We start from the raw sequence: 26,285 nt of genomic DNA, 5'->3' as shown, positions 1-26,285 counted from the left end.
GGTGGGCTTTTTCGTTTCCTGCTACAGCCCCAGGACGCGGTCCATCTGCGCCGAGATGCGGCGCAGCACGTCCTCGCCGCCGCCGGCCACCTCGGCCGTCGCCCACCCGTCGTAGCCGACCTCGCCGAGCGCCTTGAGCACCTCCGGCCAGTCCTCGTCGCCCTCGCCGATCGGCACCCACTGCTTGGCGTTGCTGTAGCCCTTGAAGTCGAACTTCACCATCCGCCGGCCGAGGCGGCGAATCCACTCCGCCGGGGCGACGCCGTACTTGATCATGTTCGAGCAGTCGAAGTACGCCGCGACGTGCTCGCTGCGGAACTGGTCGACGTAGCGGATCAGCTGGTCCGGCGTCGTGATGAAGTTGTTCCACACCACCTCGATGGCGATCTTTACCCCGAGCTTTTCGGCGAGCGGCAGCGCCTTCCGTACCTCGGCCGTGGACCGCTCCCAGCACTGCTCGACGGTAACGTCCTTGTTCACCACGCCGGGCACCAGCAGCACCGTGTTCGCGCCGACCTTGCGGGCGTCTTCTAAAGCCCCGTTCAGCGCCCGGAGCCCGCGTGCCCGCACGGCCTCCTCCGGGTGCGAGAGCGTGTCGGACCAGTGGACCGAGTCGATGACGCCGTGGACGGCGACGCCCGTTTCCTTGCTCGCGGCGACGAGGTCGTCGAGGTTCTGGGTGCCGGGGCTGTCGATCTCGACGCCGGCGAACCCGCAGCGGCGGGCGAGGTCGAGGCGGTCCTTGTGCGACCCGCGGGCCTGGATCATGCCGTACTTGACGGCCTTCCGCAGCCGTGGCCGCTTCGGCTCTTGAGCCACCACGGCGGCGGGCGTGAGCGCCGCGGAGACCGCGGCGCACACCCGCAAGAACTCACGACGACCGATCGGTCGGGTCATGACGTGGACCTCCGGAGGCGAGTCGCGGGCGGCCTCCGGCGGCCCGGCTGCACGGGGGGACGACGTGGGGGCTTCCCGTCCTGGGGAGCCGGGGGGATGGGCGGGACGGCGGGCGAGTCGGCCGTCCGACGTGTCAGCTAAACAGACGCGGTGCAGCGACGCCAGCGCAAAATCGGGAGAATCGGTACAGGCGAGCGGCCCGCGTCCGCGGGCTGTTCCCGTGCGCATCGATGCGCACGGGAACAGCCCGCGGACGCGGGCCGCTCGCCTGTACCGATTCTCACACGAACTGGTACTGCCCCGGCTGGGGTACGCCGGTCACCTCGTGCGGCCCCCACTGCGGGTTCGCCGGCACGAGGTTCTGCTTCGACGCCAGCATCTGCGCCCAGGTGATCCGCTTGCCGCTGTACGCCGCCTCGCGGGCCAGGATCGCCATCAGCGTGCTGTTCGCCGCCGCCTCGCCGTCGTTGATCGGCCGGCCGGCGCGGATGCTGGCGAACAGCTCGTCGTGCTCCACCTGGTACATGTTCTTTACATCGCCCTCGCCCATCTCCCAGCCGGAGCCGCCGCCGTTCACGCTGATGCTGTGCCGCATCAAGTGCGCCTGGCCCTTCGTGCCGAAGACGTGGTCGTTCACGTCGCCGTTGCAGCCGGCCATCTGACGGCAGTGCGAGAAGAGCTTGGCTCCGCTGCGGTACTCGAACGTGGCCGCGAAGTGGTCGTAGATGTGGCCGTACTTCGGGTCGGTGCGGACTTGCCGGCCGCCGACCGCGGTGCAGGCCACCGGCATCTCGCCCTTGAACACCCACGCCGCCTTGTCGAAGTTGTGGCAGTGCTGCTCCACGATGAAGTCGCCGCTGAGCCACGTGTAGTAGTACCAGTTCCGCATCTGGTAGTGCATCGGCGTCCAGTCCGGGTTCTCGCCGCGGTGCCAAAGCGTGCCGGTGAGGTAGGTGATGTGCATGGCCTGCACGTCGCCGATCATCCCGTCGTGGATGCGCTTCACCGTCTCGCGCTTGGCCTGGTCGTAGCGGTAGCAGAAGCCCGAACACAGCCCGAGGTTCTTCTCGCGGGCCATGCGGGCCGTCTCGACCACGGAGCGGACGCCGGTGGCGTCCACGGCGACGGGCTTCTCGCAGAACACGTGCTTGCCGGCCTGGATGGCGGCCCGCAGGTGCTGGGGCCGGAACCCGGGCGGCGTGCACAGGAGCACCACGTCCACGCCGCTGTTGAGGAGGCGCTGGTAGCCGTCGAAGCCGTCGAAGCAGCGCTCGGGGGTCACGTCGATCTTGCCGGCAATGGCGCGGATGTTCCGCAGCTCGCGAAGGCTGCTGTCGAGGCGGTCCTTGAAGGCGTCGCACATGGCGACGAGCTTGACGTTCGGGTCGGCCTGGAGGGCCTGGCTGGCGGCGCCGGTGCCGCGGCCGCCGCAGCCGACGAGGCCGACGCGCAGGGTGTCGTTGCCGGCGGCGAAGGCGCCGGCCGGGAGGAGCGAGACGGCCGCGGCGGACCCGGCGAGGAACGTTCGGCGGCTCGTGGCGTCTGGGATCATGGTCGGCCCTGTGGGGTGGAAGAGATGGTTATTGTATCGGCTCAGGGTTTTCGCCGCCTGCGGCGTAGCGGCGTCGACGCCGCTACGCCGCAGGCGGCGATCTCGGGTCACTGGTTGAACAGGAACGCCTTGCTGTTCAACAGCGCCCACACGACGTTCTCGTAGGCCTGCTTCTTGGCCGCCGGCGTCGTCGCCCGGCCGATGTGTTCCACGGCCACCCGCAGCTGCTCGGCCGTCGGCCGGCGGGCGTGGGCTAGCAGGAACAGCTCCGTCACCTTGTCGGCGTCCGGCCGCGGGTCGCGGCTCAGGGCGTCGGCGCGGCCGCCGGCGCGGGCGATGCGGTCCTGAACGTCGTTCGAGTTCAGGAGGTGGAGGCTCATCGCCAGGCTCGCCTCGTTCACCCGCTCGCACTCGCACGCACTGATCCGCTGCGGCCGGCCGGTCACGTCCAGGAAGTAGCTCGTGAACGACTCGTCCGGCAACATGATCGCCCGGCTCGGGGCGTGGCGGTCGGCGGGAAGCCCGGCGAAGCCCGCGGGGCTGCTCGTCAGGCGACCCACGGCGTCGAACAGTACCTCGGCCTGGAGCCGCCGCGGGTAGTAGCGGGCGAACGACGCCTTGTCCTCGGAGTTGAACTCGTTCGGCGTGCTGCTCAACTGGTACGTCCGGCTCCGGCAGATCGTGCGGATCAGCGCCTTGAGGCTGAAGTTGTTGTCGGTCAAGTCCTTGGTCAGCGCGTCGAGCAACTCGGGGTTCGACGGCGGGTTGGTCACGCGCATGTCGTCGAGCGGGTCCACGATGCCGCGGCCGAAGAAGTGCGCCCAGTAGCGGTTGGCCACGGCCTTGGCGAAGAACGGGTTCTTCGGGCTCGTCATCCAGTCGGCGAACTTGGCCCGCGGGTCGTCCTCCGCGCCGAGCTTCACGCTCTCGCCTTCGAGCGGCCGCATGTCGGCGACGCCGCCGGTCCGCTTGTTCGTGACGCTGCCAGCCGTCTTCGTGAAGATCACCTGCCGGCCGCCCTGCTGACCCTGATTCTGCTGGCCGGGGATCGCCACCGTCTTCTTGCCGACGCGGCCGTAGAACGCGGCCAGCCCCCAGTAATCGTCCTGGGTCCACTTCTCGTAGGGGTGGTGGTGGCAGTTCGCACACGCCAACCGCTGGCCGAGGAAGACCTGACTCACGTCGTCGACGAAGTTCTCGGGCGTGGCGACCTCGCGGAACCAGAACGTGGGCGGGTTGCGGTGCTCGTCGCCGCTGGCGGTGATGATGCCGCGGACGAACTGGTCGTACGGCCGGTCCGTGGCGACTGCTTCCCGAATCCACTCGTGGAAGGCGAACGTGCCCGCCGCCCGGTTCGCCTGGTTGCGCCGCTTCACCCGCAGCACGTCGGCCCACTTGTTGGCGAAGAAGTAGGCGTACTCCGGCGTCTCCAGCAGCCGGTCGATCAGCTTGTCGCGCTTCTGCGGGTCACGGTCGGCGGCGAAGGCGACAACCGCGGCGGCGTCGGGGATCGTGCCCGTCAGGTCGAGCGTGACGCGGCGGATGAACTGCTCGTCGGTGCAGAGATCGGACGGGGCGATGCCCAGGTCACGCCACTTCTTCGCGGTGTGGCCGTCCACCACGGTGCGGGCGGCGAACTCGAACGCCGGGGCGGCGCCGGGCCGTGGCACGACCGCGCGGAAGACCGTCACGTTCCCCTGGTAGCGAACCATCACCGCGGCCTGCCCCGTCACGTTCAGGCTGTTCACCAGGCCACTCTCGCTGACCGTGGCGACCTCGGTGTCGTTGCTCTCGAACTGCGCCCGCCGGGTCACGTCCTCGGTGGTGCCGTCCGAGTAGTGGGCGTACACGGCCAGCTGCTGGCGACCCTTGCGGTCGATCACGCGGGTTTCCGGGTAGACGCTGACGCGGGTCACGGTCGGGTCGGTCGGGCTACCGTAGGGCAACCCGGAGGCGATCCAGCGGCGGACGATCTTGTACTCCTCGCCGTTCGGCTCCATCTTCTTGCCACCGCCGTGCGGCGCCTGGCCGGTGGCCTTGGTCAGCAGCAGACTCGCCTCCGGGTTGGCGGGGAACACGCGCCGGCCGCGGCCCTCCTTCAGCAGGTTCTCGTAGTCGAACTGCGGCTCGAAGCCGAGCAGGGACAGGCGGAAGCCGTTCTGCCCGGCAATCTTCCCGTGGCAGCCGCCGCTGCTGCACGCCAGCCGGGTCAGAATCGGCACCACCTGATTGGCGAAGTTGATCGGCAGCGCCCGGTCCATGTCCGCGCAGGTGACTGGCACGCGGACGGTGTGACCGCCCACGGTCGCGGTGATCTCGGCGGTGCCGTTGCCGACGGGGAACACCCGCCCGGCGGCGTCCACGCGCGCGACTTTCGGGTCGGACACGGCGTAGGTGGCGGCGGCGGTCACGTCCACGTCACGGCCGTCGTCCTGCCGGCCGGTGACGAGTAGTTGAGGGGCGTCTTCCAGGCCGCGCATCCGCAGCTGGGTGGGGTACGGCATCGCGGCGGTGATGGCCGGCTGGGCGGCCGCGGGGCCGGCCCAGGCGAGGGCGGCGGCGAGCGCCAGGAGCGTGCGGGACATGGTCGCACCTGCGGACTTGGAACCAGGCGGGGTTACTTCGGGGGCAGGCGGGTGAACCGGAAGGTGGAGTCCTTCCCGCGGCCGCCCACGATCATCTTATCACCGTCGATCACGACCTGCTCGGACAGCTTCGTCTGGCCGTCGAGCGGCGGGTCGAGGTTCGTGAGGGTCACGCTGTCGCGGAGGCCGAGCGTGTAGCGCCCGGCGGCGACCTTCTCGGTGTTCGGCTCGGCCCGGTCGGGGATGACGCGGAGGATGGTGAATTTTCCGTCCTCGGTGAACTCCCAGACGATGTCGGCGGGGCCGTTCGGGCCGACCGGCAGATCGACCGAGTCGGCCCGCCACCGGCCCACAATCTTCCCCGCGTTCCGCGACTCGCACCCGACGGCGGCCAGAACGAGAACCAGTGCGGCGAGGCGGAGCGTCGGGGTCATGGGGTCATGGTAGGAGCCGGTCAGCCGATCAACTCGCGGACCGGCTCGCGGTCGTCGAGGACGTACATCGGCCGGCCGCTGCCGTTCGGGAAGGTCATGGCGGGGTCGATGCCGAGGGCGCGGTACACGGTGCTCAGCACGGCCGGGACGGTGTAAGGCCGGTCCTTCGGCCGCTCGCCCTTCGCCGTCGATTCGCCGATCGCCTGTCCCATCCGCAGGCCGCCGCCGGCGACCAGGGCACTCATGACCGGGCTCCAGTGGTCGCGGCCGGCGTTCATGTTCACCTTCGGCGTCCGCCCGAACTCGCCCCACATCACGGTCACCACGTCGTCCTGCATGCCGCGGTCGTGCAGGTCTTGAATCAGCGTGGCGACGCCCTTGTCCACCTGCGGCAGCTGCCGCTTCAGCGTCTGGAAGTTCTGGCCGTGGGTGTCCCAGCCGCCGATCGACAGCGTGACGCAACCGACGCCCGCCTCGACGAGCCGGCGGGCGGTGAGGAACTGCTCGACGCCCTTGTACCGGTCGCGGCCGGCCTGCGGCTCCTTCGTCAAGTCGAGGGCGTTGCGGACGACGCCGGCGGTCACCATCTCGATGGCCCGCTCGGTGTAGGCGTCCATGCCGCGCATGGTGCCGGTGGCGTCGATCTCGCGGCGGGTGTCGTCGAAGCTCGTCAGCAGGTCGCGGCGGGCGTCGAGCCGCTGCTCGGTGACGTTGTTGGCGAGCCGCAGGTTCGAGTTCCCCTGGCCGCCCGGGGTGAACGGGCGGTGGGCGATGCCGAGGTAGCCGGGCTCGGTGCCGCGGCTCATCCCCCGCAGGCTCACGAACGGCGGCACTGCCGACGCCTCCTGGCTCCGCAGCTTGCTGATGACGGAGCCGATGGACGGGTGGTCGGCGGTGCGGTTGACGCGGTCGGGGTAGCCGGTGAGCACGAGCGAGTCGCTGTGCTCGTCCACGGACACGACCGAGCGCACCACGGAGAGCTTGTCCCACATCATGGCCTGCATCGGCATGTGCTCACAGATGCGGACGCCGGCGACGTTCGTGTCCACGGGGCGGAACTCGCCGCGGAACTCGGCGGGGGCGTCCGGCTTGAGGTCGTACATGTCCATGTGGCTGGGGCCGCCCGGCAGGTAGATCATGATCGCCGACTTCTGCGACCGCGTGGGCTGGCGGAGGGTCGCGGCGGCCTGGGCGTCGCGGGCGCGGAGCATGTCCGCGAGCGTCAGCCCGGCTCCGAACGCGCCGACCTGGAGGAAGTTTCGACGGGAGACGCCGTCGCAGAAGGAGCGGGCCGAGCCGGTGAACCGCAGCATGGCAGACCCCAGTAGAAAGTGAAAGCGAACGGGGTGGGCAGGGGAGCAGGCGGGGGCCGCGCCGCAAGGCGCGGAATTCAACTCCACCCCAACGATCACGTCCCGTACCAACGTTGTCAACCGGAAAAATGAAAATTCGATGGGGGCCGGCTCGTTGACGCCGCCGGCCGCGGGTGCGACACTGCCTCCCACCGGCGCAGCCGGCCCGCCCCACTCCCCCTTCCCCGGTCGTCCCATGCCACTCCCGCGTCGGCTCACCGTGCCGCTCGCCTTCGCCGTCGGCTTCTTCGCCGTGAGCTCGTCGGGCCAGGCTCCCGCCCCGGACGTGGTCGGCGTGCTGAAGGGGCACTCGGACACGATCGCCGCCGTGGCCGTGAGCCCCGACGGGACGCTGATCGCCACCGGCAGCTTCGACAAAACGGTTCGACTGTGGGACGCTGCGACCGGCAAGGAACTGCGCGTCTACGGTGGCGACAAGGGACACACACTGCAGGTGCTGTCGGTGGCGTTCTCGGCGCAAGGCGACCAACTCGTCAGCGGCGGGGCCGACAACAAGGCGCTCGTCTGGGATATGCCGACGCCGAACCCGGTGAAGACGTACGCCGGCGCCGCGGCGCTCAAGGCCGTCGCCGTGTCGCCGGACGGCGTGACGTTCGCGGTCGCCGGCGCCGACGGCACGATCAAGGTTTACCCGAAAGGCGAGGAGAAAGGCGCCGTCGAGTTGAAGGGACACACCGGCCCCGTCGTCGGGCTCGGCTTCAGCGCCAACAACGGCTTCCTGGTCTCGGCCGGGGCCGACAAGACGGTCCGCTTCTGGACGCCGAAAGACGGGAAGGCCGTAGCCGCGTACCACACCGGCACCGCCGATCTGACCGGCCTCGCGGTGAACGCCGGTAACGCGCTCCCGTACACGGCCAGTGCCGACGGCCTGCTGCGCGTGTGGCAGGCCCCGCCGCCGCCGACCCCGAAGGCGCCCCCGGCCGCGAAGGATGCGCTGACGCACCTCGTCACGTCAACGGACGGCGCCACGGCCGTGGTCGCCTCCGCGGACAAAACAGCCACGCTGTTCGCCGTCGCCAACGGCACCCCCGCCGGAAGCTACGGCCCGACGAAAGCCTCGATCGAAGCGCTGGCCCTATCGCCCGACCAGCAGACACTTGCGGCCGGGCTCGCCGACGGCTCCGTCGTCATGTGGGACCGCCAGGGGAAGGTGAAGGCCGAGGTGCCCGCCGCGGCCGCGGGCGGCGTGACGGCCGTGGGCTTCCACCCGTCGCAGCCGGTGTTCCTGACGGCCGGCGCGGACGGCTTGGCGAAGGGCTGGGCACTGCCGATCGACCCCAAACAGCCGGCCGACAAGGCGACGAAGTTCGCCATCAAGGCCCACACCGGCAAGCTAACCGCGGCGTTTTTTCACCCCACGAACGGCTATCTGGTGACGGCCGGCGCCGACAAGCTCGTCCGCGTTTGGGACACCGCGAAGGCCGACAAGGCACTCCGCGAGATCGGCCCGCTGCCGAACGTGCCGACGGCGCTGGCGCTGAGCAAGGACACCCAGACTCTTGCTGCCGCTGTCGGGAAGGACGTGATTTCCTGGAACCTCGCCGACGGTAAGGAACTCGCCAAGATCGCCCAGCCGGCTGACGTGCTGTCGCTATCTTTCAGCGCCGACAAGTCGCGCCTGCTGCTCGGCCGCGCCGATAACCTGGCAGTGCTCGCCGACGCGACGACGGGCGTGATCCATCAGGCGTTCCCGCACGCCGGGCCGGTGCGTGGGGCGTTCCTGTCGCAGGCCGCGCCAATCGCCGTCACCGCGAGTGCGGACAAGACCGTCGGCATCAGTCCCATCACCGTCCAGCGCGTCATCGTGGTCGGCACCGGGAAGGTGGCCGGGATTGCGCTGTCGCCGCAGGGCGAGCGCGTGATCGCGGTCGGCCCCGGCAAGGAGGTGACGAGCTGGAACACCGGCAACGGCACGAAGGAGAAGGCGTTCGACGTGGGAGCCGAGGCCATCGCGGCGGCGTTCACGAAGGACGGCCAGCGGCTCGCGGTGTCGGCCGCGGACGGCTCGGTGAAGGTGTTCACGATCGCCGACGGCAAGCAGGTCGGAAGTATCGCCGCCGGCGCACCGGCGACCGGGCTGGCCTTCCATCCGACCGCCCCGGCGCTGGTCGGCGTGCTGAACTCGAAGGCGGCTGCGGCGTGGAACGTGACCGTCACTCCCGGCATGCCCACGCCGCCGGAGTTCGGGCGCGCACTCCAGAGCTACCCGCACCCGGCGGCCGCGGTCGGCCCCGCGTTCCTTGCCGACGGGTCGTTCCTCACTGCCGCCGACGACAAGCTTGCCCGCCGCTTCAAGATCGCCGGCAACGCCCCGGCGAAGACGTTGCCGCACCCCAACCTCGTGGACGCCGTCGCCTTCGACGAGACGGGCAAGGTGATCGCCACCGGCTGCCACGACGGCTCGCTCCGGCTGTTCGACGTGGAGAAGGCGGCGCTGTCGAAGGAGGTGAAGGCCCACATCAAGCCGGCGCCGGCGAACGAGCCGCAGCCGATTTACGCGGTCGTGTGGGCGCCCGGGAGCAAGCAGGTGCTGACGGCCAGCTTCGACCGCTCGCTGAAGCTGTGGGACGCGGCCGGCGGCACCCTCGTGCGCGAGTTCAAGGCCGCCCCGGAGCCGAAGCCGGGCGACAAGCTCGAACCGCCGAAGGGGCCGGTCGGCCACCGCGATCAAGTGTTCAGCGCGGTGTTCACGAAGGACGGCAAGCTGCTGGCGAGCGCGTCCAGCGACCGCACCGTGAAGCTGTGGGACGTGGCGAGCGGCAACCCGGTCCGCGAATTCGCCAACCCCGACCTGAAGAGCCCGTTCCCCGGCGAGCCGCCGGCCAGCCACCCGGGCTGGGTCCACGCCGTGCGGTTCTCGACCGACGAGAAGTTGCTCATCACGGCCGGCCCGGCCCCGCGGTACAAGGGGTATTTGGCCGCGTGGTCGGTCGCCGACGGCAAGCGCGTCGCCGGCGCGGAGCGCGACGTGGGGCCGATCCACGCGTTAGCGGTGACGCCGGACGGCACCCGCATCGTGATCGGCTGCGGCCCCAAGTCGCGGGCCGAGTCGGCGGTCGAAGCGCTTATCCTGAAGGCGCCGGGGAAGTAGAAGCGAAATGGATTAACCACAGAGTCACAGAGGGCACAGAGAGAAAACAGAAAACCGAGACAGAGGATGGTTTGAAAACATCGTCTCACTCGGTTTTCTGTTTTCTCTCTGTGCCCTCTGTGACTCTGTGGTTAACTCTGATCTGGTAACTGTCATGATCCGCACCATCGTCTTCGACTTCGGCAACGTCGTGGCCTTCTTCGACCACGGCCGCTCCGTCGCGAAACTGGCCGCGTACACCGCCCTGCCGGCGGTCGAACTCGCGCTCCGCGTCTACGGCGACCCCATCGCCGACGACTACGAGCGCGGCCTTCTCAGCACCACCGAGTTCGTCCGCGAAGCCATCCTGAACGCCAAGCTTACCTGCACACCCGTCGAGTTCCTCGCCGCGTACACCGACATCTTCTGGCCCAACCCCGAGGTCATCGCACTCGTCCCGAAACTGAGGGCGAACTACCGCGTGCTGCTCGGCTCGAACACGAACGAGGCGCACTTCCTCCGCTTCACCGCCGACTACGCCGCGGAGTTGACCCCGTTCGACCACCTCGTGGCCTCGCACCACGCCGCCGCTCGCAAGCCGGACCCGGCGTTCTTCGCCTACGCCCACCAGTACGCCAACGCCGAGCCCGGTGAATGCCTGTTCATCGACGACCTGCCGGTGAACGTCGAGGCGGCGCGGCGGTTCGGGTGGGAGGGGCTGGTCTACCAGCCGGACGGGACGCTGCCCGAAAAGTTGCGGGCGGCGGGGGTTCAGTTCAGCTGACCGGGGCGATACAAAGAAGGGATTGCCGCCCCGGAGCCCCTGATGGACATTTTGGAACAGGCCGACCCCGAGGTTTTCGCCGCGGTCCGCAGCGAGCGCCGCCGGCAGCAGGACGGCCTGGAGATGATCGCCAGCGAGAACTACACCAGCCCCGCGGTGATGGCCGCGCAGGGTTCGTGCCTCACGAACAAGTACGCCGAGGGCTACCCCGGCCGCCGTTACTACGGCGGCTGCGAGTTCGTCGACGAAGTGGAACGTGTAGCCATCGACCGCGCCAAGCGGTTGTTCGGCGCCGCGCACGTCAACGTGCAGCCGCACTCCGGCGCGCAGGCGAACATGGCCGTGTTCCTGGCCACGCTCCAGCCCGGCGACACCATCCTGGGCCTCGACCTGGCGCACGGCGGCCACCTCACCCACGGGATGCGGCTGAACTTCTCGGGCAAGTACTTCAAGGTCGCCTCCTACGGCGTCCGCCCGACGGACCACCGCATCGACTTCGACCAGGTCGCCGCGCAGGCCCGCGAGCACAAGCCGAAGCTCGTCATCGCCGGTGCCAGCGCCTACCCGCGCGAGTTCGACTTCGCCAAGTTCGCTGACATCTGCGCTGAGGTCGGCGCGCTGCTGATGGTGGACATGGCCCACATCGCCGGGCTGGTGGCTGCCAAGGTCCACCCCGACCCGGTGCCGCACGCCGCGTTCGTCACCAGCACCACGCACAAGACCTTGCGCGGCCCCCGTGCCGGCATCATCCTGTGCCGCGAGGAGTACGCCAAGGCGATCGACTCGGCCGTGTTCCCCGGCGTGCAGGGCGGGCCGCTCATGCACGTCGTCGCCGCGAAGGCCGTCGCCTTCAAGGAAGCGCTCCAGCCGGACTTTGTTCGCTACCAGAGACAGGTGGTGGCGAACGCAAAAGTGCTGGCCGAGGAGCTGACCCGCGCCGGCTACACGCTCGTGAGCGGCGGTACCGACAACCACCTGATCCTGGTGGACGTGTTCGGCAAGCAGGGGGTGCCGGGGAAGGTGGCCGAACACGCCCTCGACCGGGCCGGTATCACGGTCAACAAGAACATGATCCCGTTCGACCCGCGGAAGCCGCTGGACCCGTCCGGCGTTCGCATCGGCACCCCGGCCCTGACGACGCGCGGCATGGCCGAGGCCGAGATGAAGCGCGTGGCCGCGTGGATCGTCGAGGTGCTGGCGGCCCCCGAGGACGCCGCGGTGCTGGAGCGCGTCCGCGGCGCCGTCCGCGAGTTGTGCCGGCAGTTCCCCGCCCCGGCCGAGGCGTGAGCTTCCTACCCCTGACTCCGAGGTTGAGCGGTGAATGGTAACGGCGGCAACGTCGGCGCCGTCCTGTTCGTCTGCTGCGTCTTCACGCTCCTGCTCCTGCCGGTCGTGCTGTTCCTGCTGACGTACATCTTCCGGCTGTCGTGCACGCTGTGCGGGTTGCCCAAGCCGTCGGTCCTGGCGGCGTCCGGGATCATGCTCATCAACTACGTCGCCGACGTGGTCGCCTTTGCTGTCCTGGAAACGGTCGTCCACGAGGGCACCCGGATGATCGCCATCCCGAGATGGGAGGCGTGGTTCGTCGCCAAGTTCCTGTACATGCCGCTCGACCTGGCGATCTCGGCCGGGCTCCACGCCGCGGTGATGGGGATCAAGTTCGGCAAGGGGATCGAGGTGTGGTTCACCCAGCGGCTCATCATGCTCGGCATCGTGGCCGCGTGCGTGCTCGTCGGGACGATCTACGTCCTGGCCCGGGGGTAGCGTGGTCGCATACTTCGTGACGTGCGCCCGCGGGCTGGAGCCGCTCCTGGCCGGCGAGCTGGTCGCCCTCGGCGGGGCCGACGTGGAGCTCGGCCGCGGCGGCGTCTGGACCCGCGGCGACACCGCCCTCCTCTACCGCGCCAGCCTGTGGCTGCGGACGGCCGTGCGAATCCTCCGGCCGGTGTTCGGCGGCCCCGTCCGCTCGACCGACGAGTTGTACGACGCCGTCCGGTCGATCGACTGGTTCGAATTCATGTCGCCGGACCACACCCTCGCGGTGGACTGCAACGTCCGCGACTCGGCGATCACGCACTCGCAGTACGCCAGCCGCAGGGTGAAGGACGCCATCTGCGATCAGTTCCGCGACCGCGTCGGCCGCCGGCCGAGCGTGGACACCGAGCGGCCGATGGTCGGCCTCAACCTGCACGTCTATCGCAACCACGCGACGCTCAGCCTGGACGCGAGTTGGGACTCGCTGCACAAGCGCGGCTACCGACCCGTGCAGACGCGGGCGCCGCTCAACGAGGCACTCGCCGCCGGGTTGCTGCTCCACGCCGGCTGGGACCCGGCGACGCCCCTCGTGGACCCACTGTGCGGCTCCGGCACGTTCTGCATCGAGGGGAGTTGGCTGGCGCTGGACCGGCCGCCGGGGCTGTTGCGGAAGTGGTTCGGCTTCCAGGGGTGGCCCGACTTCGACCGCGGACTGTGGGCTGCCGTACGGGAGGACGCCCGACTCGGCGTCCGGCCGCACCTGTCGGCGCCGATCGTCGGCAGCGACGGGCGGGCCGACGCGATCGAGTTCGCGCGCGGGAACGCCCACGCGGCGGGAGTCGGCAATCTACTGCGATTCGACCGCTTGGACGTGCGCGACGCGCGCCCGCCGGACGGGCCACCGGGGGTGTTGGCGTGCAACCCGCCCTACGGCGAGCGGATCGGTGAGGAGGCCGAGTTGGTGGGGCTGTACCGCACGCTGGGGGACGTGTTCGGCACCCACTGGCGCGGCTGGCGGGTGTTCGTGTTCAGCGGGAACGACAACTTGGCGGGCGAAGTGGGGCTCCCGGTGCGGGGGAGTACGCCCTTCTTCAACGGCAAGATACCGTGCCGGCTGTGGGAGTTCGAGACGTGAGCGTCACGCCTCGTGGAACTCACTCACCCCGTCCGCGGTCAGCTCGAACAGCCCGAAACTGATCGGCCGCCGGGCGTCGGCTTCCAGCTCGCGCAGCTTCGCCACCATCATCTCGCGGTACGCCCGGTCGCGCTTCGGCAGCACCACCAGCGACTCGCGCTGCGGCACAACCGCGCACACCTCACTGGTCTTCAGCAGGTCGCAAGCCTGCTCGTAGAGGTCGGGCAGCAACAGGCACGCCGCCGCCCGCGGGTGGTCGCAGTACAGCAGGAAATGAACCGGGTCGCCGACCTCACCGAGCATCTGGATCGACAAGTCGGGCGAGTCGTCGGCGAAGCGGACGAGGTTCGCCAGCGCCTGCTCGTGGGCGTCGCCCGCGCTCAGTCCAGCGGAGGCGAGCTGGTCCGGCGACACGGCCGCGTGAACGATGCCGTTCGCGCTCGTGGTGTCCTCGAACAGCTGCACCCACACGCCGTGCCCGACGGGTACGCACGCCGGCTCCCAGTCCGGGTTCAACAAGCCCGGCACGAGGTACGGGTACAACTGGTCCAGGTTCATGGTCACTCGCTCCCCGGCCGCGGCACCGGGCGCGGCGGCAGGCTGTACGTCTTCTCCCACTGGCTCGGCGGCCCCGGCGGCATCGCCCCGGGTACGCTCAGGTCGTGCGCCCGCGCCAGCCGCAGCAGCTCGGCCGGGTACTCGGGCCACCGCCCCGCCTTCTCCGCGAGCCCGGCCCACTCCGCCGGCGTAACCATCTTCTGTAGCGCCGGCAGGAACTGTTCAACCTCCGGCCGGAATTCGCCGGGCCGGGCCGGGCCGAGGTGAAACTCCTTCCCCGCGAACTTGGACTTCGACATCCCGCGGTTCACCTCCAGGGCGAAGTCGGGCCACCGGCCGACGACCTCCGCCCCGGCCTTGTTCACGATCCGCTTCGTCATCACGTCGCGGAGCAGCGGCGGCAGGTCGGCGAAGTCGGTGGTCATCTTCCCGTTCGGGCCGGCCTCGGGGTACGTCTCGTAACGCGGGTTGCGGGAGATGTCGTAGACCGTCTTGCCGAGCCACGCCCACTCGCCGCCCTTCTCCCCGCGCTCCAGCGCCTCGGTGAACCTCGTCCGGTCCGCGGGCAGCAGGCGGTTCTTCTTCGGGTCGCCGGGGTGGTAAGCCGATTGGGCGAAGTCCAGCACTTGCTTCTTCAGCGTTTCGTCGGTGAACGGCCACGGCTGGCGGCCGGAACGGACGAACTCGTGGTGGAAGCGGGCCGTGTTCCAGCGGTCGCGGTTCGTGTCCTCCTCCGCCTTCCACTTCACGATCGTCTCCCCGCGCTCGACGGGCGGCATCGTCTTGAGTTTCTGCCGCTGCGCCGCCGGGAGGCCGGCCACCCACTGCGTGCTGCGGGTGTCGTCGATCGCCTCCAGCCGGTCTCCGGGGGACGGTGCGGCGAGGATTTTCTTGCGGTCGGCGTCGGGGAGGCGCTGGAGCCACGCCGCGTACACCTCCAGCACCCGTAGCAGCGTGTCGCGGCGGGCGTCGGGCAGGTCGTGCAACTGATGATCCAGCTGCCGCAGCTTGTCCTGACGGTCTGGGGGCAGCTCGCGGAACGCTCTCACCAGTGCGTCGAGCTCCTTTCCGTCCGGCTTGTCTGGCTCGACCGGCGCAGCCGACTGAAGCCCCACGTCGTCGCCGAAGCGGTCGTGTGCGGCCAGCCTCTCGACGAACTCCAGGTCGTCGGCGGGGGCGTAGAGTGCGAGCCGCTCCACCACGCGGTAGTCGGCCAGCGGCAGCGTGTCGGCCGTCACGTCGAGGGGTGCGGGCGGCGGGAAAAGGTACGTCCGTGCCGCGGCCGTGCCCAGGTAACCGACGCCGAGCGACACGCCGATCAGCAGCACCAGCACCAGCGCCCACGTGCCCGTGCGCGGCGGCGGTACCGGCGTCAGGATCGGCGTCCCCGTCCCCGACGGGTGCGCGACCGGCACCGGCTCGGTCGGCTGCACCGGCGGCGCCGCCGGCGATGACTTCACCGCCGGCAGCCTGTCGAGGGTGCGGCTCGTGAACGCCGCCGAGGGCTCGGGTTTCGGCAGGAAGTCGAGCAGGTCGTAGGAGCGCTTCAGCGCCTCGGCCCGCGCCCGCAGCTTCGGGTCGGCCGCGATCCGCGCCTCCACCCGCCGCGCCGCCGCGGCGTCGAGTTCGCCGTCGAGGTACGCCACCAGCTCGACCTCGGTGTGGTCGGGGGCGTCGTCCGGCGGTTCCGTCAACCCGTCGGCCATCGGCGTCACTCCTCCGGGCCGTCGTCCGGCGGCGGGGCGTCGCCATCCATGTAGATATACCCCTGCAGCGCCTCGCGCAGCTTCACCCGGGCGCGGCTCAACAGCGACTTCACCGCCTTCGTGCTCAGTCCCATCACCTCGGCGATGTCGGCGTAGCCCATGTCCTCGAACTTGTTCAGCACGATCGCCACCCGCTGCCGCTCGTTCAGGCCGTCGAGCGCCTCGCGGATCACGGCCGCCAGCTCCTGCTGCTGGAGGCTGTGGGCCGGCGGCGCGTCGCGGGTCTGGGCGGGGGCGTTGTTCGTCGTGGGCACGTCGCCGCCGCTCTGCTGCAACTCCAGCGGCACGGCCGGGCGCCGCCGGCGGTCGCGCAGGGCGTTCAGCGCCAGGTTGTTGGCGATGGTGAACAGCCACGTGCTGAACTTGGCCCGCGGCCGGTACTTCTTGCGGGTGCGGTACACCCGCAGGAACACCTCCTGCGCCAAATCCTCGGCCTCGTCGGCGCTGCCGACCAGGTGGTGCATGACGCCGACGAGGCGGTGCTGGAAGCGCTCCACCAGTTCGGCGAACGCGGCGGCGTCGTCGTCCCGGACCCGGAGCATGAGCCGGATGTCCGGGTCGCGGAGGGCCATCAGCGTGCTGGTCTGGCCGATGGACATGGGGCCGCGGGGTGGGATCGGGGGGGCCGGTGCGGCCCTTCCGCGAGTGTAGCAACCAAATACCGAACGCGACAGCCGACGCCGCGAATCCTCATTCGGGCCCGGATCATTGTTTCCGGCCGAGGGGGGTCGATCCCCGGAAACATGTCACCAACTCATAAAAAAGTCGGTTCGTGCGAGTCACTCTACGAGTCTCACGCGGAACCTGCTGGGGCCACACCGGTTGCGGCCGCCTCGGCCTGTCGGCGTAGCTGGCCGCACGCGGCGTCGATCTCCGAGCCCTTCCGCTTGCGGACCTTCACGCTCACGCCCGAGCGGCGGAGGGTGTCGATGAAGTTGGTCAGGTCGCCGTCCTTCGGGCGGCGGTAAGGCAGGCCGTCCACGTCGTTCCACGGGATGAGGTTGACGTGCGCCTTCCGGCCGGTCAGCAGCCGGGCGAGCTCGCGGGCGTGGTCGGCCCGGTCGTTCAGGCCGCCGAGCACGACGTACTCGTAGGTCACCTGCCGGCCGGTCTTGTCGAAGAACTCGTCGGCCGCTTCCAGGATGGCGCGGATGCCCGTCTTGTCGTTGGTCGGCACGATGCGGGTGCGGAGCGCGTCGTTCGGGGCGTGCAGCGACACCGCCAGGCTGTACTGCTTGCCCGCCTCCGCGAGCCGCTTGATCTTCGCCGGCAGGCCGACCGTGGAGATGGTGACGTGCCGCGCCCCGATGCCCAGCCCCTTCGGGTCGCCGGCCACCTCCAGCGCTTCGAGGAGGTTGTCGAGGTTCGCCAGCGGCTCGCCCATGCCCATGACCACGATGTGCGACAGGCGCGTCGGCAGGTCGGGCCGGCCGCCGTCGTCCTCGCGGCGGGTCAGGTTGCGGAGCCGCAGCAGCTGTTCGAGGATCTCGCCGACGGTGAGGTTGCGGACGACGCCGTTGATGCCGCTGGCGCAGAACACGCAGCCCATGCCGCAGCCGACCTGCGTGCTGACGCACGCGGTGGCCCGGCCCTCGTCCTGGATCAGCACGCACTCGATCATGCGGTCGTCGGCGAGCCGCAGCACGAGCTTGTGCGTGTCGTCGCCGGCCTTCAGGTGCTTCTCGACGCGGGTCGAGAACGGGCTGAACGACGCGGCCAGTTCCCCGCGGAGGGCAAGCGGCAGGTCGGTCATGGCGTCGAACGACTCGGCCCGGTTGGCAAACAACTGCTTGCGAATCTGGGCGGCGCGCATCGGCGGCTGGTTCCGCTCGGCGAGCCAGTCGCGGAAGTCGTCGGCCGGCGTGTCGAGGAGGCCGGGCGGGCGGGACGGTACGGCGAGCGGCAGGGGTGCGGACATGTGGGGATTGTACGCGCGAGATGAGAATTGGGCTTGTTTGGGGTTTCGCCGCTTGCGGCGTAGCGGGGCACGCCCCGCTACGCCGCAAGCGGCGAAACCCGACGCGCAATCGTTTTCGTTTTCTTCACCTTGACTTTCGATTCTCCCATATCAATAATCCGCACATCGCCTTTCGCTTTTCGCAAGTTGGAGTCGGCCGAATGGAGTCCGGGGGCGTCCCCGTGTGGTTCGCCGAGCTGGGCGACGAGGACCGCGAGTTCGTCCGCCGGGTCGTGCTCGCGTCCGGGTCGCTGAAGGAGCTCGCGGAGGGGTACGGGGTGTCGTACCCCACCATCCGGGTTCGCCTCGACCGGCTCATCGCCCGGGTGAAGGCGGCGGAGGCGGCCCGCGGCGCCGACCCGCTGGAGCGGAAGGTGCGGGTGCTGGTGGCGGAGGGGGTCATCGACGCCGGCGTCGGCCGGCAGTTGCTCGCCGCTCACCGGGCGAGCTTAACCAGGGGGGGCGGGTGATGGCCGCGGAACCGTGGGTCGATCCTGTGGTGATGACTTGGGCGGGGGGCATCGGTGGTGGTGTCGTCGGGCTGTGGGGCGCGGCCCTCGGCACGGCCGGCAGCCGGCTCGTGCCGAAGGGGAAGGGACAGGCGTTCGTATTCGGGCTGCTCGGCGTCGGGGCCGTGGTGGGCGTATTGTTGCTGGGCTTCGGCCTGGTCGCGCTCGCGGCCGATCAGCCGTACCCCGTGTGGTACGGGCCGACGCTCGCGGGTGGGCTGCTGGTGGCGCTGTCGGTGCCGTTCGCGTTCATCATCCGGGGGCGGTACCGCGATGTGGAACTGCGCAAGATGCACGCCGCGGAACTTACCTGACCGCCGCGAGTGGCGTCACTCCTTCCGCGCCGCGGCGTCGAACGCCGTCGCCTCCGCTAGCGAGATCAGCCCGTCGCGGTCCGAGTCCGTCGCGTCGAACTCGGCCCGCGTGCCGACGAACTCGGCCCGCGACACGTCGCCGTCGGCGTTGCGGTCCATCTTGCGGAACCACACCGGGCCGGCCTGCGGCGGCCGCACCGCCCCCTGCCCCGCGTCCGGCGACTGGAACCCCGCGAACCGCTCCGCCGGCCGGCTCAGCCTCAGCATCGCCGTCGGCCGTATCGCCGCCTTCGTGATCGCGTCCACCCGCCCGCTCTCCGACGGCTCCAGCACCGCCAGCCGGTCCCACGCCGTGCGCAGCTCCCGCACCGACAGCCGGCCGTCACGGTTGTCGTCGAGCAGCTGGAAGAGGGTCGGCGTCTGCACGGCGGGCGTCAGGGCCACGGCCGCGGCTGCGAACGTTTCGAAGACGGAAAGGTGCGCGTCGAGCTCCGCACGGGTCAGCTTGCCGTCGGCGTCGGCGTCGGCCGGGTCGAACAGGACGCGGAGCAGCTGGAAGCGCGGGGCGTTCGCGCCGCCCAGGTCGGCGTCGGTGACGAACCGCTTGCCGGCTGCGGCCGCGTCGAACATGGTCAGGAACTGCGTCCGCTGCACGCCGCCCCGGGTGGCCGCGTTCGCCGCCCCCACGACCGCGGACAACTCGACGGCCTGCTGCCCGTGCCGCAGCACCAGCCGCCGCGGCTCCGTCTGCGACACCGTGAACCCGCGGGCGGCCAGCGCTTTCGGATCGGTGGTGACGCGGGCCACGCAGTCGGCCGCGGCCGGCGCGAACGACAGCGTCACGTCCGCGTCGGCCGGGTCGGTCCACCACGTCGCGGCCGGCCGGCCGAGCGCCGCCCAGTCGTACTTCGTGCGGACGTGTTCCTTCACCACGTCCGCCGCCCCACCCTTCCGGGCCACCGTGACCGGTGGCACGACCTGGCGCGGCGCGGGTGCGGCGCCCGCCGGCCGGACCACGAACGCGGTCGGGCCGACGACCTCGGTCAGGCTCAGGCACTCGTCCTCGTCGGCGTCGCGGGACACGACCAGGCGCTCGGCGGCGGCGACCTCGGCGCGGGTGAGTTTGCCGTCCTTGTCGGCGTCGAGCAGGGCGAACAGCCCCTCGGTGGCGGCGGCGTTCTGCGGGTTCTCGGGCAGCGGCGGGAACGCCTGCGAGGCCGCGGCCGCGGCCTGCCGGTAGTAGCCGGCGAACTCGGCGAACGACACCCGGCCGTCACCGCCGGCGTCCACCCAGGCGAGGGTCGGCAGGTCGTTCGGGAACGGCGAGTAGAAGCCGTTCTGGAGGAGCCCCGCGGCGGACGTGTCGGAGAACATCCGCTTCAGTTCGACGGCGTCAAGCGAGCCGTTGTGGTCGCGGTCGAACGCGCCGAACACGGCCTTCAGGCTCTCGGCCCAGCGCACGCCGAGCGGCTGCCCCTGGTAATGCACGTGGACGGCGACCCGGATCGGCCGCTGCGCGCCGAGCACGACCAGGTCGTACCGGTCGGCCGGCGTCGGCATCGGCGGCGGCGCGGGCGTGGCGCTCGGCGTCGGCCGCGGCGGGAAGGCGACGGCGGCGCTACCGCCCAGCGCGGCGGCCACGAGCAGGAGGCGGATCACGCGACGACCTCCGTCACCGGGTTCGCCCCGCGGTCGGCGATGGGGATCGGCCGGCCGACGTTGGACATGTTCGGCTTCTCCGGGTCCACGCCCACGATTCGGCACAGTGTCGCCAGGAAGTCGGCGGCCGACACCGGCCGGTCCGTCACGGTCACGCCGTCGGCGCTTGTGCGGCCGACGGCCTGCCCGCCCTTCACGCCGCCGCCCGCGACCACGGTGGACCACGCCGTCGAGAAGTGGTCGCGGCCGCGCTGTTGGTTGATCTTCGGCGTGCGGCCGAACTCGCCGGCGAACACGACCGTGGTGCGGTCGATCAGGCCGCGCTCCGTCAGCTCGGTCATCAGCTGCGCCCACGCGCGGTCCAGCGTGCCGCACAGGGCGCGGACCTGGTCGAAGTTGTTCGAGTGCGTGTCCCAGCCGCCGAGCGTCACTTCCACGAACGGAACGCCGCGCTCCACCAGCCGGCGGGCCAGCAGGCACCCCTGACCGAACAGGTTGCGGCCGTAAGCGTCGCGGACGTTGGCCTTCTCCTCCGTCAGGTCGAACACCTTGCCGCCGGCCGAGCGCATGAGCCGGACGGCGCGGTCGTAGGCGGCGGCGTGCGCCCGCGTGACCCCGCCGGGGTGTGTCGCCGCAAAGTCGTCGTGAACGCCGCGGAGCAGATCGAGGCGTGTCGCGGCGGCGTCCTCGGCGACGGTGCGCGGGCGGGCCAGGTCGGCGACCCGGAGGACGGCGTCGATGTCGGGCACGTTCGGGCCGAACTGGCCGTCGCCGACGATCAGCGGCGCGTGCTGCGGCCCGAGGAAGCCGGGGCTGTACGCCTCCTGGCTGAAGAACCGCTGTGGGGCGATGCTGACGAAGTTCGGCAGCTCGCCGGCCGGGTCGCCGAGTTCCTTCGACAACAGCGACCCGACCGTCGGGTACTGGATGCCGGCGGCGCTGGGGACGACGCCGGTCCGCATGAGGTAGGTGCCGCGGCCGTGGTCGCCCTCGCGGGTGCTCATGCCGCGGAGGACGGCGAGGCGGTGGCCGTGGTAGGCGAGGTTCGGCAGGTGCTCGCCGATGCGGAGGCCGGGGGCGGTGGTGTCCACGGGGCGGAAGGGGCCGCCGTTGTCGTGGCCGGGCTTCAGGTCGAACAGGTCGATGGTGGCGGGGCCGCCGGCCATCCACAGCAGGACGACCGAGCGCCGCGGCTTGGCGTCGGCCGCGGCCAGCCGGCCCAGCCAACCCGACACCGAGACGCCGGCGGCGGCGGTCAGGAGTTGCCGACGCGACAGGGTCATGGCGGGCCTCAGTGGTTGAACAGGAACTCGGGGCTGTTCAGCAGTACCCAGAACACGTCGCCCAGCCCTTTGCGCCGGTCGCCGCGCTCGACGTGGCTGCTGAACCGCTCCAGTTCGTCGGCCGTCGGCCGGCGGGCGAGCGCGGCCAGGAACAGCGTCTCGACGCGGCGCTTCGTGTCCCACCCGGGGATGTCGGCGACGGCGCCGAGCAACTCGGCCGTGTCGGGGGCCGTTTGCGCGTCGAGGAACTGGCCGTTCATCAGCATCAGGGCTTGCAGGATGGTCGTGCCCGCCTCGGTGGGCCGGTCGGTGCTGGTGAAGCGGTTCAGGAACAGGCTGCGCGGGTTGCCCGGCTGCACGAACCCGGCGAAGGTGTTGGCCCGCTGCTGGGCCGACTCGCGGTAGCCGGTGGCGCTGACGAGGCTGTCGAACAGCTGGGCCGGCGTCAGCCCGCGGACGCTCATGCGGGCGAAGCGGCGGGCGTCGGCCTGCGTCGGGTGGCTCATCCGGCTGCTCAGCTGGTACGCCTTCGTGCGGGTGATGGCGCGGACGAGCAGCCGGTTGTCGAACCCGCCGGCGGCGAACGCCTTGCCGAGCGCGTCCAGCAGTTCGGGGTGGCTCGGCGGGTTGGCGTCGCCGGGCTCGTCCACGGGGTCGGTGATGCCGACGCCGAAGAAGTGCGCCCACATGCGGTTGGCGAGGTTGCGGGCGAAGTACGGGTTCTGCCGGCTCGTCAGCCACGCCGCCAGCTCCTGCCGCGGGCTCGTCACCTCGTTCCACTCGGGCGAGGTGCCGTCGAAGAATCTGGCGACCACGACCTGCGACGAGTTCGGCAGCTGGATGCGGTTCCTGGTCCCCTGCGGGCCGGGCGGCGCGTCGGCGGTGGGAACGCGGTTCAGATCAGCGAAGAAGGCCGCGAACTCCCAGAACTGCTCCTTCGTGTACGGGGCGAACGGGTGGTCGTGGCACTGGGCGCACTCCAGCTTCACGCCGACGAACAGCCGGCTCACCGCCGCCGCCGCGTTCTCGGCCTTCGCCTCGTTCGCCTGGTAGAAGCCGACGATGGTCCGGTGGTCCGGGTCGTTCCCGACCGGCTGGACGAACCGGAAGGTGTTGCCGACCTGGCCGGTCACCTGCACCTGGTACGGCACTTCGAGCAGCGCCCGGACGGTGCGGTCGGCGGGGACGTTGTCGCGGTACTGCTTGCGGAGCCACGTCTCGAGCTGGAAGCCGAAGCCGGCGAAGTTCGCCCCGGCGACGGACTGCGGCAGCCACGCGGCCCGCGTCACGGCGGCGAAGTGCGCCGCGTGCGGGGCCGTGCCGAGGAGCCGGTCTACGAGCTTCGTGCGCTTGTCGGGCGCCTTGTCGTCGAGAAAGTCGAGCGTCTCGGCGACCCGCGGGGTGCGGCCGATCACGTCGAGGTACACGCGGCGGCAGAACTCGGCGTCGTCGGCGGGGGCGGCGGGGACGACGCCGCGGGCGGCCCAGTCGGCGGCGAGGTGCTTGTCGATGACGGCGGCGAGGTCCGTCGCCGGGTCGGCGGCGCGGGCGGGGGCGGCGATCATGAGGGCGGCGAGCGCCCAGGCCCGGATCGACATGCTTCGGCCCTCGCGGACTGAGGGGAGGACGGGACGCGACCCCGATTCTAACCGCCCCGGCGTTCGAGGTGGTCGGCAATCACGACCAACTGCCCGAGCGCGGCCGACGCCACGGCGAAGGTGGCGAGCAGGAGCAGTGCGAGGACCATCTCGACGCGCGTGGGGGCGAGGAATTGCAGGCCGAACACGCCGAACAGGAACGTGAACACGCCGATGCCGGTGAGCACGCCGCGGATCAACCGAGGCGTCGATCGTTCGGGGACGACGGTGGTGGCGAACAGCGCGCGGACGCGGGACATGGGGCACCTGCGACGGGAATCGATCCCGGAGCCATTATCAGCACGACGCCGCCCGCTTGCTCGCATTTCACCGGCCCGATAGGGTGGTGTTCGCCGCCCGGGGGTTCGTCATGCGCCGCGCCGTGTTCGCCGCCGTCACCGCCGCCGTGGTCGTCGCCCTCGGCACGTCCGCGCAGCCGCCGACGGGCGACCCGCTCGCCGAGCCGCGGCAGCGCCTCCGCCGCGGCAACTACGAGGAGGCCCGCGCCGGCTTCGCCGCCGCCGCTAAGGAGCACGCCCCCGCCGCGGCCATCGGCACCGCCCGCGCCTGGCGCGCCGAGGGCGAAGCCACGAAGGCCCGCGACGTTCTCGACGCCGCGCTGAAAGCATCCGCCGGCCACCCCGACCTGCTCGCCGCCCGCGCCGACCTCCTCTACTCGCTCGGGAAATGGGACGACGCCCTCGCCGACGCCGCGGCGGCACTGGCGAAGCAGCCCGACCACGTCCTCGCCCGGTGGGTCAAGGCCCGGCTGCTGCGCGATAAGGGCGACCTGCCCGCGGCCGACGCCGAGGTGAAGTGGTTCGTCCGCCACTACTCCGACGCCGAGAACGCCGACCGGCCGATCACCGACCCCGACACGCTGCTGATCGTCGGACAGGCCGGCGTCGAGAACGCGACGTGGAACAACCGGCCGCAGCAGTTCCAGTTCGTGCTCAACGAGGTGTACAAGGACGCCAAGAAGCACGCCCCCGACTGCTGGGAGGCGGAGTACCTCGCGGGTTCGTTGCTGCTGGAGAAGCACAACCGCGCCCAGGCGCTGGAGGCGTTCGACGCCGCGCTGAAGATCAACCCGCGGGCCGCGGACGCCCTCGCCGCCAAGGGGGAAGCCGCGCTCGACGCACTCGACCTGACCGTCGCCGACCGCCTCGCCGACGCCGCGCTGAAGGTGAACCCGCGCCACCCCGCGGCGCTGCGCCTGAAGGCCGACGTGTTCCTCGCCGGCGGCGACACGCTCACCGCCCGCCGGCACTTGCTGGCGGCGAAGCAGGTGAACCCGCGCGACGAGGCGACGCTCGCCCGCCTCGCGGGGCTGGCCCGGCTGGCGAACGACGCCTCCGCCTTCGACGCCCTCGTGAAGGAAGTCGAAGGCTTCGACGCCAGGCCGGCCGCGTTCTACCACGACCTCGCCGGCGTGCTCGACGCCCGCAAGCAGTACGGGCAGGCGGAGACGTTCTTCCGCAAGGCCGCCGAGTTGCGGCCCCAGTTGCCCGCGGCGAAGGCCGGGCTCGGGATGCTGCTCCTCCGCACCGGCCGCGAGCCGGAAGCGAAGGTCGTTCTCGACGCCGCATTCAAGGCCGACCCGTTCAACGTCCGCGTGTCGAACTCACGGCTCGTCCTGAAGCACCTCGAAACGTACCAGACGGTCGAGACGCCGCACTACGTCGTCCGCTTCGACCCGAAGGCGGACAAGCTGCTGGCCCCGTTCCTGGCCGAGTACCTGGAAGACGTGCACGCCGGGTTCGCCACGGACTACGGGTTCTCGTTCGACGGGAAGGTGGTGGTCGAGGTGTTCAGCAGCCGCGAGATGTTCAGCGGCCGCACGATCGCGCTGCCGGGGCTGCCCGACGTGGCGGCGGGGGCGTGTACCGGCCGCGTCGTCGCCTTCCCGTCGCCGTCCGCCGACAAGCTGAACTGGTCGCGCGTCGTGCGGCACGAACTCACGCACGCCTTCAACCTGCTCCAGACCGACTACCGCGTGCCGCACTGGCTCACCGAGGGGCTCGCCGTCCGCAGCGAGGGCGGCGAGCGACCGCCGGAGTGGATGGCGGTCCTGCGCGAGCGGCACGCGGCGGCGAAACTGTTCGACCTGGACACGATCACGCTCGGGTTCGTCCGCCCACGCACGCCCGACGACTGGCCGCTCGCGTACCTGCAAAGCCTGCTCTACGTCGAGTACCTGACCAGGACGCACGGCCAGCCCGCCGTCGGGAAACTGCTCGACGCCTACCGCGGCGGCGCCTCCACGACCGCGGCGCTGAAGGCGGCAACCGGCGTCGAGCAGGGGACGTTCGAGGCGGGGTATCGCGCCTTTGTCACCGAGGTGGTCCGCGGGAAGGGCGCGCGGCGCGAGAAGGCGCTGACCTTCGCCGAGCTCGAAGCGGCTCAGAAGGACCGGCCCGACGACCCGGACCTGATGGCGCGGCTCGCCGGCGAGTACGTCCGCCGCAACAAGGCCGCCGACGCCAGACGGCTGATCGACGCGGCGCTCGCTGCCGAGCCGGGTCACCCGCTGGGGTCCGTCCTCAAGGCGCGAATGCTGGACGCGGCCGCCGGTCGGGCCGTGCTGGAGACCGCGGCGAAGGAGAACCCCGACGACGCCCGCGTGCTGCTGGCGCTGGGCCGGGCGCTGACTGCGGCGAAGGAGTACGACGCCGCCGCGGTCGTGTTCGAACGCGGCCGAAAGGCAGCGTCCGAAGGGCCGGACTGGCTGCCGGAACTGGCCCGGTTGTACACCGTGCTCAAGAAGGCCGACCCGCTTGCCGATGTCCTCGCGGAGATGACCGCCCGCGACCCGGACGACCTGCCGGCCCGCCTGCGGCTGGCCCGGCTGCGGCTCGACGGCGGGAACGCGGGCGCGGCCGAGCGCGCGGCCCGCGAGGCGCTGCGGCTCGACCTGGCCCACGAGGAGGCACGGACGTTGCTACTGGCGGCCCTGCGGGCGCAGAAGAAGGACGCCGAGGCCGACCGCATCGCCCGGCGGTACGAGTGACGTTTGA

21 protein-coding genes are annotated in these 26,285 nt (G+C 70.9%); 8 read left to right on the top strand and 13 right to left on the bottom strand.

Annotated elements, in window-relative coordinates; translation table 11 throughout:
* Positions 1-21 precede the first annotated feature (21 nt).
* From ETAA1_RS12035 to ETAA1_RS12015, 5 genes are all read right to left on the bottom strand, one after another.
* A complete protein-coding gene (locus tag ETAA1_RS12035; RefSeq protein ID WP_145238152.1) occupies positions 22-897 on the bottom strand; it encodes a sugar phosphate isomerase/epimerase family protein in 876 nt (291 codons plus the stop codon).
* Positions 898-1,177: 280 nt separating this feature from the next.
* Complete coding sequence (locus tag ETAA1_RS12030) at positions 1,178-2,449, bottom strand: Gfo/Idh/MocA family protein (protein WP_145238149.1); 1,272 nt, start codon at positions 2,447-2,449, stop codon at positions 1,178-1,180.
* A gap of 107 nt (positions 2,450-2,556) precedes the next feature.
* Positions 2,557-5,034, bottom strand: a complete 2,478-nt coding sequence (locus ETAA1_RS12025) for a DUF1549 domain-containing protein (protein ID WP_145238146.1) — start codon at positions 5,032-5,034, stop codon at positions 2,557-2,559.
* Between the two features lie 32 nt (positions 5,035-5,066).
* Positions 5,067-5,468 carry a hypothetical protein gene (locus ETAA1_RS12020; RefSeq protein WP_145238143.1) on the bottom strand — a complete coding sequence of 134 codons (402 nt, stop codon included), beginning with the start codon at positions 5,466-5,468 and terminating at the stop codon, positions 5,067-5,069.
* A 20-nt stretch (positions 5,469-5,488) separates the two neighbouring features.
* Complete coding sequence (locus ETAA1_RS12015; RefSeq protein WP_145238141.1) at positions 5,489-6,781, bottom strand: DUF1501 domain-containing protein; 1,293 nt, start codon at positions 6,779-6,781, stop codon at positions 5,489-5,491.
* A 235-nt stretch (positions 6,782-7,016) separates the two neighbouring features.
* Between ETAA1_RS12015 and ETAA1_RS12010 the strand changes: the two genes are divergently transcribed.
* From ETAA1_RS12010 to ETAA1_RS11990, 5 genes are all read left to right on the top strand, one after another.
* Positions 7,017-9,932: a WD40 repeat domain-containing protein gene (locus ETAA1_RS12010; RefSeq protein WP_238389425.1), complete on the top strand. Its 2,916-nt coding sequence runs from the start codon at positions 7,017-7,019 to the stop codon at positions 9,930-9,932.
* A gap of 154 nt (positions 9,933-10,086) precedes the next feature.
* On the top strand, positions 10,087-10,695 hold the full coding sequence (locus ETAA1_RS12005; RefSeq protein ID WP_145238135.1) for an HAD family hydrolase: 609 nt from the start codon (positions 10,087-10,089) through the stop codon (positions 10,693-10,695).
* A 42-nt stretch (positions 10,696-10,737) separates the two neighbouring features.
* Positions 10,738-11,982 (top strand): serine hydroxymethyltransferase, encoded by a 1,245-nt coding sequence (locus tag ETAA1_RS12000; protein WP_145238131.1) that lies wholly within the window; start codon positions 10,738-10,740, stop codon positions 11,980-11,982.
* A 30-nt stretch (positions 11,983-12,012) separates the two neighbouring features.
* On the top strand, positions 12,013-12,459 hold the full coding sequence (locus tag ETAA1_RS11995) for a hypothetical protein (RefSeq protein ID WP_145238129.1): 447 nt from the start codon (positions 12,013-12,015) through the stop codon (positions 12,457-12,459).
* A gap of 1 nt (position 12,460) precedes the next feature.
* Entirely contained in the window at positions 12,461-13,585 is a 1,125-nt protein-coding gene (locus tag ETAA1_RS11990) for a THUMP domain-containing class I SAM-dependent RNA methyltransferase (RefSeq protein ID WP_145238126.1), read from the top strand.
* 3 nt (positions 13,586-13,588) lie between these two features.
* Here the strand turns inward: ETAA1_RS11990 and ETAA1_RS11985 are convergent, their stop codons facing one another.
* From ETAA1_RS11985 to rlmN, 4 genes are all read right to left on the bottom strand, one after another.
* A complete protein-coding gene (locus ETAA1_RS11985) occupies positions 13,589-14,143 on the bottom strand; it encodes a hypothetical protein (protein ID WP_145238123.1) in 555 nt (184 codons plus the stop codon).
* Between the two features lie 2 nt (positions 14,144-14,145).
* Entirely contained in the window at positions 14,146-15,849 is a 1,704-nt protein-coding gene (locus ETAA1_RS11980; RefSeq protein ID WP_145238120.1) for an anti-sigma factor, read from the bottom strand.
* A 5-nt stretch (positions 15,850-15,854) separates the two neighbouring features.
* Positions 15,855-16,508, bottom strand: coding sequence for an RNA polymerase sigma factor (locus ETAA1_RS11975; protein ID WP_145238117.1), 654 nt, complete (start codon positions 16,506-16,508; stop codon positions 15,855-15,857).
* A gap of 194 nt (positions 16,509-16,702) precedes the next feature.
* Positions 16,703-17,827, bottom strand: a complete 1,125-nt coding sequence (gene rlmN, locus ETAA1_RS11970; protein WP_145238114.1) for a 23S rRNA (adenine(2503)-C(2))-methyltransferase RlmN — start codon at positions 17,825-17,827, stop codon at positions 16,703-16,705.
* 200 nt (positions 17,828-18,027) lie between these two features.
* On the opposite strand from rlmN, the gene ETAA1_RS11965 reads away from it, so the two are divergent.
* Together ETAA1_RS11965 and ETAA1_RS11960 are read left to right on the top strand one after the other, a co-directional pair.
* Positions 18,028-18,336, top strand: coding sequence for a DUF2089 family protein (locus tag ETAA1_RS11965; RefSeq protein WP_145238111.1), 309 nt, complete (start codon positions 18,028-18,030; stop codon positions 18,334-18,336).
* The gene (locus tag ETAA1_RS11960; protein ID WP_145238108.1) at positions 18,336-18,689 is read left to right on the top strand and encodes a hypothetical protein; all 354 of its coding nucleotides are present in this window, start codon (positions 18,336-18,338) and stop codon (positions 18,687-18,689) included. The genes ETAA1_RS11965 and ETAA1_RS11960 overlap by 1 nt, the downstream gene beginning before the upstream one ends.
* A gap of 15 nt (positions 18,690-18,704) precedes the next feature.
* Here ETAA1_RS11960 and ETAA1_RS11955 read toward each other — a convergent pair whose 3' ends face one another.
* The 4 genes from ETAA1_RS11955 to ETAA1_RS11940 are packed head-to-tail and all read right to left on the bottom strand — an operon-like array spanning position 18,705 to position 23,528.
* Complete coding sequence (locus tag ETAA1_RS11955) at positions 18,705-20,348, bottom strand: hypothetical protein (RefSeq protein ID WP_145238106.1); 1,644 nt, start codon at positions 20,346-20,348, stop codon at positions 18,705-18,707.
* A complete protein-coding gene (locus tag ETAA1_RS11950) occupies positions 20,345-21,631 on the bottom strand; it encodes a DUF1501 domain-containing protein (RefSeq protein ID WP_145238103.1) in 1,287 nt (428 codons plus the stop codon). The genes ETAA1_RS11955 and ETAA1_RS11950 overlap by 4 nt, the downstream gene beginning before the upstream one ends.
* An 8-nt stretch (positions 21,632-21,639) precedes the next feature.
* Positions 21,640-23,229 carry a DUF1553 domain-containing protein gene (locus ETAA1_RS11945; protein WP_145238100.1) on the bottom strand — a complete coding sequence of 530 codons (1,590 nt, stop codon included), beginning with the start codon at positions 23,227-23,229 and terminating at the stop codon, positions 21,640-21,642.
* Positions 23,230-23,276: 47 nt separating this feature from the next.
* Positions 23,277-23,528, bottom strand: a complete 252-nt coding sequence (locus ETAA1_RS11940) for a hypothetical protein (RefSeq protein ID WP_145238097.1) — start codon at positions 23,526-23,528, stop codon at positions 23,277-23,279.
* A gap of 110 nt (positions 23,529-23,638) precedes the next feature.
* Between ETAA1_RS11940 and ETAA1_RS11935 the strand changes: the two genes are divergently transcribed.
* Positions 23,639-26,278: a tetratricopeptide repeat protein gene (locus ETAA1_RS11935; protein WP_145238094.1), complete on the top strand. Its 2,640-nt coding sequence runs from the start codon at positions 23,639-23,641 to the stop codon at positions 26,276-26,278.
* Positions 26,279-26,285: the final 7 nt, after the last annotated feature.

Source organism: Urbifossiella limnaea, from assembly GCF_007747215.1.
GTDB lineage: Bacteria > Planctomycetota > Planctomycetia > Gemmatales > Gemmataceae > Urbifossiella > Urbifossiella limnaea.
This window is presented reverse-complemented; position numbering and strand designations above follow the sequence as displayed.

Excerpts from the sequence above, each read along its gene's own strand:
- ETAA1_RS12035 (WP_145238152.1), bottom strand. The coding sequence starts at position 897 with ATGACCCGACCGATCGGTCGTCGTGAGTTCTTGCGGGTGTGCGCCGCG.
- ETAA1_RS12015 (WP_145238141.1), bottom strand. The coding sequence starts at position 6,781 with ATGCTGCGGTTCACCGGCTCGGCCCGCTCCTTCTGCGACGGCGTCTCC.
- ETAA1_RS11940 (WP_145238097.1), bottom strand. The coding sequence starts at position 23,528 with ATGTCCCGCGTCCGCGCGCTGTTCGCCACCACCGTCGTCCCCGAACGA.
- rlmN (WP_145238114.1), bottom strand. The coding sequence starts at position 17,827 with ATGTCCGCACCCCTGCCGCTCGCCGTACCGTCCCGCCCGCCCGGCCTC.
- ETAA1_RS12005 (WP_145238135.1), top strand. The coding sequence starts at position 10,087 with ATGATCCGCACCATCGTCTTCGACTTCGGCAACGTCGTGGCCTTCTTC.
- ETAA1_RS12010 (WP_238389425.1), top strand. The coding sequence starts at position 7,017 with ATGCCACTCCCGCGTCGGCTCACCGTGCCGCTCGCCTTCGCCGTCGGC.
- ETAA1_RS12020 (WP_145238143.1), bottom strand. The coding sequence starts at position 5,468 with ATGACCCCGACGCTCCGCCTCGCCGCACTGGTTCTCGTTCTGGCCGCC.
- ETAA1_RS11950 (WP_145238103.1), bottom strand. The coding sequence starts at position 21,631 with ATGACCCTGTCGCGTCGGCAACTCCTGACCGCCGCCGCCGGCGTCTCG.
- ETAA1_RS11960 (WP_145238108.1), top strand. The coding sequence starts at position 18,336 with ATGGCCGCGGAACCGTGGGTCGATCCTGTGGTGATGACTTGGGCGGGG.
- ETAA1_RS12030 (WP_145238149.1), bottom strand. The coding sequence starts at position 2,449 with ATGATCCCAGACGCCACGAGCCGCCGAACGTTCCTCGCCGGGTCCGCC.
- ETAA1_RS12000 (WP_145238131.1), top strand. The coding sequence starts at position 10,738 with ATGGACATTTTGGAACAGGCCGACCCCGAGGTTTTCGCCGCGGTCCGC.
- ETAA1_RS11980 (WP_145238120.1), bottom strand. The coding sequence starts at position 15,849 with ATGGCCGACGGGTTGACGGAACCGCCGGACGACGCCCCCGACCACACC.
- ETAA1_RS11945 (WP_145238100.1), bottom strand. The coding sequence starts at position 23,229 with ATGTCGATCCGGGCCTGGGCGCTCGCCGCCCTCATGATCGCCGCCCCC.
- ETAA1_RS11935 (WP_145238094.1), top strand. The coding sequence starts at position 23,639 with ATGCGCCGCGCCGTGTTCGCCGCCGTCACCGCCGCCGTGGTCGTCGCC.
- ETAA1_RS11975 (WP_145238117.1), bottom strand. The coding sequence starts at position 16,508 with ATGTCCATCGGCCAGACCAGCACGCTGATGGCCCTCCGCGACCCGGAC.
- ETAA1_RS12025 (WP_145238146.1), bottom strand. The coding sequence starts at position 5,034 with ATGTCCCGCACGCTCCTGGCGCTCGCCGCCGCCCTCGCCTGGGCCGGC.
- ETAA1_RS11985 (WP_145238123.1), bottom strand. The coding sequence starts at position 14,143 with ATGAACCTGGACCAGTTGTACCCGTACCTCGTGCCGGGCTTGTTGAAC.
- ETAA1_RS11965 (WP_145238111.1), top strand. The coding sequence starts at position 18,028 with ATGGAGTCCGGGGGCGTCCCCGTGTGGTTCGCCGAGCTGGGCGACGAG.